The organism is Kitasatospora sp. NPDC047058 (assembly GCF_040643935.1).
In the GTDB taxonomy this organism is placed as follows: Bacteria; Actinomycetota; Actinomycetes; order Streptomycetales; family Streptomycetaceae; genus Kitasatospora.
The window spans coordinates 1-5738 of record NZ_JBEYVJ010000410.1; the positions used below are offsets into that span (position 1 = coordinate 1).

At 77.5% G+C, this 5738-nt stretch carries 5 protein-coding genes; all 5 read left to right on the top strand.

The features are described 5' to 3' along the window. Positions 1–191 precede the first annotated feature (191 nt). The 5 genes from ABZ885_RS34155 to ABZ885_RS34175 are packed head-to-tail and all read left to right on the top strand — an operon-like array spanning position 192 to position 5632. The gene (locus ABZ885_RS34155; RefSeq protein WP_360197507.1) at positions 192–1250 is read left to right on the top strand and encodes a ketoacyl-ACP synthase III family protein; all 1059 of its coding nucleotides are present in this window, start codon (positions 192–194) and stop codon (positions 1248–1250) included. Continuing rightward, on the top strand, positions 1247–2809 hold the full coding sequence (locus tag ABZ885_RS34160) for an AMP-binding protein (protein ID WP_360197510.1): 1563 nt from the start codon (positions 1247–1249) through the stop codon (positions 2807–2809). The genes ABZ885_RS34155 and ABZ885_RS34160 overlap by 4 nt, the downstream gene beginning before the upstream one ends. Further along, the gene (locus ABZ885_RS34165) at positions 2799–4298 is read left to right on the top strand and encodes a type III PLP-dependent enzyme (protein WP_360197513.1); all 1500 of its coding nucleotides are present in this window, start codon (positions 2799–2801) and stop codon (positions 4296–4298) included. The genes ABZ885_RS34160 and ABZ885_RS34165 overlap by 11 nt, the downstream gene beginning before the upstream one ends. A gap of 5 nt (positions 4299–4303) precedes the next feature. After that, a complete protein-coding gene (locus ABZ885_RS34170) occupies positions 4304–4573 on the top strand; it encodes a phosphopantetheine-binding protein (protein WP_360197516.1) in 270 nt (89 codons plus the stop codon). Between the two features lie 54 nt (positions 4574–4627). Then, a complete protein-coding gene (locus tag ABZ885_RS34175) occupies positions 4628–5632 on the top strand; it encodes a clavaminate synthase family protein (RefSeq protein WP_360197519.1) in 1005 nt (334 codons plus the stop codon). Positions 5633–5738: the final 106 nt, after the last annotated feature.

A 5738-nucleotide genomic window follows, 5' to 3' on the forward strand; every position in this document is an offset into this window, starting at 1 on the left:
GCGAAGGCGTCGGTGATCAGCGCCCCCGGTGCGGCACCGTGGCGGTCGGGGACCGCCGTCAGGCGGCGCCCAGCACGGCACCGACCGCGCGCCAGTGGAGGGCAACCGCGCGGCAGGCGGCGGGCGGAAGCATCGTCACCGACAGTCGCCCCCGGCAGAGCGCTGCCACGGGGGCCGGAGATCGGAGGGACATGCGCTGGGAGCAGGTGTACCTGGCCGGCACGGGAGTCTGGCTGGCCGACCGCGCGGACGCCGCGGCAGCGGTCGCGGCCGGTGCGTACGACGCCCGGGAACACGCCGTCAACCGGATCGACTCGGTCAGTGCGGCCACGGCCGGCGGACCGGACGACCTCGCCGCGCCGGAGATGGCGGTCCGCGCGGCCCGCACCGCACTGCGCCGGGCGGGCCGCACGGCGGAGCGTGTCGGCACCGTGTTCCACAGCTACCTGTGGTTCCAGGGTGCCGAGTTGTGGCCCGCCGCCGCGTACGTGGCGCAGCACACGGTCGGCCCGGCGGTGCCCGCCTTCGACCTGCTGCAGCAGTGCAACGCCGGGCTGTCCGGGATGGAGCTGGCGGCCCGGCTGCTCCGGACGGGCGGGCCCGGCCGGGACGAGGCCGTGCTGCTGACCACCGGCGACCGCTTCGCACCGCCGGCCTTCGACCGCTGGCGGGCCGAGCGGGGCATGGTCTACGGCGACGGCGGCACCGCGCTGGTGCTGAGCTCCTCCCCCGAGAACGCGGTCGGCCGCCTGCTGGCCACCGCGACCCGGGTGGACAACTCGCTGGAGGGCCTGGCCCGGGGCACCGGGTTCCGCCCCGGCCCGGACGCGGCGGACCGGCCGGTGGACCTGGGTGCACGGACCGAGGAGTACTTCCAGGCGCACCGCACCATGCGGGCCGTGACCCTGCGGACGGCCGAGGTCGCGGCCGAGTCGATCCGGGCCGCGCTGGAGGAGGCCGGCACGCCGGTCGAGCGGATCGCCCGGGTGGTGCTCAACGCCACCGGGCAGCAGCGGATGGCCTGGCAGCTGGAGCACCAGCTGGGCGTCGAGGAGAAGCGCTCCACCTGGGAGTTCTGCCGCGAGGTGGGTCACCTGGGCGCCGGGGACCACGTCGCCGGGCTGAACGAGCTGCTGGAGACCGGCGAGGTGGGCGCGGGCGACCGGGTGCTCCTGGTCGGCGGCGGCACCGGCTACAGCTGCACCAGCGCGGTCGTCGAGATCACCGACCCTGCGGGGTGGTGCGCATGAGCACCCTCGGCACGGTCACGCCGGACACCGCGGCCGTGCCGGGCGCGCCGGACACCGACGGCACCCTCGTCGTCGACCTGCTGGACGCGGCCGCCGCCGCCCACCCCGACGCCCCGGCCGTCCGGGACGCCACCGGCGCCTGGAGCTACGCCGGACTGGCCCGCGCCAGCCGGGCGGTGGCCGCCTGGCTGCGCGGCCCGGGCGGCGTCGCGCCCGGTGACCGGGTGGTCCTGCGGCTCGGCAACCGGCGGGAGTTCGCACCGCTGTACTACGGCGTGCTGCGCGCCGGGGCCGTCGCGGTGCCGCTGAACCCGGAGATGAAGCCCTTCGTGCTGCGCGGGGTGCTGGCGGACGCCGCGCCCGCCGTCGTGGTGCTCGACCCGTCCGAGGCGGAGCCGGTCCGCGCGACGGTCGCCGCCTGCGGCGCCCGGCCGGCCACGCCCGCCGAGCTCCTGGCCGGCGAGGACGCGGAGCACGGCACGGCGGCCGGACCGGCACCGGACGCGCGGCCGTCCGCCGACACGGTGGCCCAGCTGATCTACACCTCCGGCAGCACCTCCGCGCCCAAGGGCGTGGTCTGCACCCACCGTCAGGTGGTCTTCGCCGCCCGCGCGATCGCCCGCCGCCTCGCCTACCGGCCGGACGACGTGGTGCTCGCCGCGCTGCCGCTCTCCTTCGACTACGGCCTCTACCAGCTGCTGCTGGCCGCGATCGGGGGCTCCGAGGTGGTGCTGGCCGACGCGGCCGCGCCGGTGCGGGTGCTGACCGCGCTGCGCGGGGCCCGGGCCACCGTGGTGCCGGTGGTGCCGTCGCTGGCCGGGATGCTGTGCCGGCTCGCGGCCCGCGGCACGCCGCCGGACCACGTCCGGCTGTTCACCAACACCGGTGCGGCGCTGCCCGGTTCGGCCATCGAGGCACTGCGGTCCGGCTTCCCGGGCGCGGCCGTGGTGGCGATGTACGGGATCACCGAGTGCAAGCGGGTGACGATCGCGGAGCCGGACGCCGACCGCGAACGCCCCGGCTCGGTGGGCCGGGCCCTGGACGGCACCACGGTCGAGGTCCTCGACGAGCGGGGCCGTGCGCTGCCGCCCGGCGAGGTGGGCGAGATCGTCGTGGGCGGGCCGCACGTGATGGCCGGCTACTGGAACGCGCCCGGGCCGACCGGCCTCCGCTACCGCCCCGACCCGCGCACCGGGCGGATCCGGCTGCACACCGGTGACCACGGCCGGCTGGACGAGGACGGCCACCTCTACTTCACCGGGCGCCTCGACGACCAGTTCAAGCGGCGCGGCGTGCGGATGAGCACCCCGGAGATCGAGGCCGCCGCGCTGGACGTGCCGGGCGTCCGGGCCGCCGCCGCGCTGCCGCCCCGGGACGGGCTCGACCTGCGCCTGGTCGTCACCGGCGAGGAGGGCCTGACCGCGCGCCAGGTCGTCGAGGGCCTGGAGCAGCGGCTGGAGCCGGCGAAGGTGCCCGCCGACTGCCGGGTGCTCGCCCGGATGCCGCTCACCCCCAACGGCAAGATCGACCGGAAGGCGCTGGAGACCGATGCGCACTGACCACTCCCCTGTTCCCGGACCGGCCCCGACCGGACCGGCCCCTGCCGTCGGGCGGGCGCCCGCCGTCGGACCGGTGCCCGCCGAGGACGCGCTCGCCGCCGAGCTGGTGCGCCGCTACGGCAGCCCGCTCTACGTCTACGACCTGGACCGGGTCACCCGGGCCGCCGCCGACCTGCGCGCGGCCCTGCCCGACGGCTCCCGCCTCTACTACTCGCTCAAGGCGAACCCGCACCCCGAGCTGGTCCGCACCCTGCGCCTGGCCGGCTGCAGCCCGGAGATCTGCTCGACCGGCGAGCTGGCCGCCGCACTGGCGGCCGGCTTCGCCGGGGCCGACTGCCTCTACGGCGGCCCCGGCAAGACCGCCGAGGAGCTGCGCGAGGCCCTGGCCGCCGGGGTGCGCACCTTCTCCGTCGAGTCGCCGGCCGACCTGCACCGGGTCGGCGCCGAGGCCCGCGCCTCGGGGGTGACCGCGCGCTGCCTCCTGCGGATCAACGGCACCGGCGCGGACGCGGGCGTCGGCCTGCGGATGACCGGCGGGGCCTCCCAGTTCGGCCACGACATCACGGACGGCCTGCCGGACCTCGCCGCGTTCACGGTGGAGGGCACGGAGCTGTGCGGCCTGCACTTCTTCCCGCTCACCAACGCCGCCGACCCGGCGGGGCTGCTCGCCGAGGCGGTCGCCTCGATCCGCACCGCCGCCGCGCTGGAGGCGCACTGGGGCCTGCCGCTGCGGATGCTCGACCTCGGCGGCGGCTTCGCCTGCCCGTACGCGGCACCGGGCGGGCGGCCGCGCTACGACGGGCTGCGCGAGCCGCTGACGGCCGCGCTGGACGAGCACCTGCCGGGCTGGCAGGGGCGGTTGGAGCTCGCCTTCGAGTCCGGCCGGTACCTGGTCGGCGACAGCGGACGGCTGATCTGCACCGTCACCGAGGTCAAGGAGAGCCGGGGCACCGTGTACGGGGTGCTGGACAGCGGGATCAACCACCTCGGCGGGCTCTCCGGCGTCGGCCGGCTGCCCTCGCTGCGCGCCGAACCGCTGCGCCTCGCCGGATCACCGGACCGCGCCGGTTCGCCGGACGCGACGGACGCGACGGACGGGACGAACGCGACGGACGGGACCCGCCGGGTGGCCCTGGTCGGACCGCTCTGCACCCCCGCCGACGTGATCAGCCGCGCCGCCGAGACCGTCCCGCCGCAGGCCGGCGCCCTGCTCGCCGTGCCCAACGTCGGCGCGTACGGCGCCACCGCGAGCCTGCTCGGCTTCCTGAGCCGCCCGGCCCCGGCCGAGGTCACGGTCCGGGACGGCCGGGTGGTCGGCGCCGACCGCCTCACCCTCCGGCGCGAGCCCCTGCCCGGCCGCCGGCCCACCGATCACCCACCCGCCGATCACCACCCGACCCATCACCACCCGACCGATCACCGCCCCACCGATCACCACCCGACCCATCACCACCCGACCGATCACCGCCCCACCGACACCAGGAGCTGAACGCCATGACCACGAACGCCAGTTGGGACGACCGCTACGAGGCCGTCCTGGCCGACCTGCTGCCCCGGCTCGCCGAGGAGCGCCCGCTGCCCGCCGACCGCGAGCTGCGCACCGCCGGGCTGGACTCGATGGCCACCGTCGAACTGCTGGTGCGGCTCGAAGAGGCCTACCGGGTGGCCATCCCCGACGAGGAGTTGGGCCCGGGCGCCTTCGAGACCGTCGGCAGCCTGTGGGCCGTGGTCGCCGGGCAGCTGGACGCGGCCGCCCCGCGCTGACCGCTCCCGCGGGCCGACCGCCCGCGCCCCCGACCAAGAGAAAGGCTGATACCTGTGCCGGTTTCACCGGACATCGAGATCGCGGCACCGGACCTGGTGCTGACCGGGGCCGAGACCGCCGCGGCCGAACGGGTCGCCGCACTCCTCTGCGGCCCCCCGGAGGCCCTGGTCGACGACCCCGCGTGGGTCGCCGCGGCCCGCGACCGGTGGGAGGACCTCCCCGCCCGGCTGCGCCGCACCCTGCGCGCCTTCCGCCGCGACCCCGGGCCGGGCGGCGCGCTGCTGGTGCGCGGACTGCCGGTCACCGCCCCCTCGCTCGGCCGCACCCCGCTGACCGGGGGTTCGGTGCAGCGCACGGCCACCGTGCCGGCCGCGCTGCTGGTGCTCGCCGCGTGCGGGCTCGGCGACCCGGCCGCCTTCCGCCCCGAGAAGACCGGCGCGCTGGTCCAGGACGTCGTCCCGGTGCGCGGGCAGGAGGAGTTCCAGGGCAACGCGGGCTCGGTGCTGCTCACCTTCCACAACGAGAACGCCTTCCATCCGCACCGCCCGGACTTCGTGATGCTGCTCTGCCTGCGCGCCGACCCGGACGGGCTGGCGGGACTGCGCACCTCCTGCGTGCGCGAGGTGCTGCCGCTGCTGGACGAGCGGACCAGGTCGGCCCTGCGGCGGCCGGAGTTCCGCACCGCGCCGCCGCCCTCCTTCGGCGCCGCCGGCGGCCCCGCCGAGCCGCACCCGGTGCTCGGCGGCGCGCCCGAGGACCCCGACCTGCGGGTGGACATGGCCGCCACCGAGCCCCTGACCGAGCGGGCCGCGGCCGCCCTGGACGAACTCCGGCGGCTCTTCGAGCGCACCGCCCGGACCGTCCGGCTGGAACCCGGTGACCTCGCCGTCGTCGACAACCGGATCGCCGTGCACGGGCGCACCGCGTTCAGCCCGCGCTTCGACGGCACCGACCGGTGGCTCCAGCGCACCTTCGTCCTCGCCGACCTGCGCCGCTCGCGCGCCCACCGGGCGGGCGACGGCTACGTGCTGGCCGACCCGGCCGGGCAGCCCGCCTGAGACCCGGCCCACCGCGACCGGTCCATCCCGCCCCACCCTCCGCAGCCTGGCCGGGGGGGGGGCCCCCGCGCCCCCCCCCCCCGGGGGGGGGGGGGGGGGCCCCGGC

Bases quoted from the DNA above. Each gene is read 5' to 3' on its own strand.
- ABZ885_RS34155 (WP_360197507.1), top strand. From the start codon at position 192: ATGCGCTGGGAGCAGGTGTACCTGGCCGGCACGGGAGTCTGGCTGGCC.
- ABZ885_RS34160 (WP_360197510.1), top strand. From the start codon at position 1,247: ATGAGCACCCTCGGCACGGTCACGCCGGACACCGCGGCCGTGCCGGGC.
- ABZ885_RS34165 (WP_360197513.1), top strand. From the start codon at position 2,799: ATGCGCACTGACCACTCCCCTGTTCCCGGACCGGCCCCGACCGGACCG.
- ABZ885_RS34170 (WP_360197516.1), top strand. From the start codon at position 4,304: ATGACCACGAACGCCAGTTGGGACGACCGCTACGAGGCCGTCCTGGCC.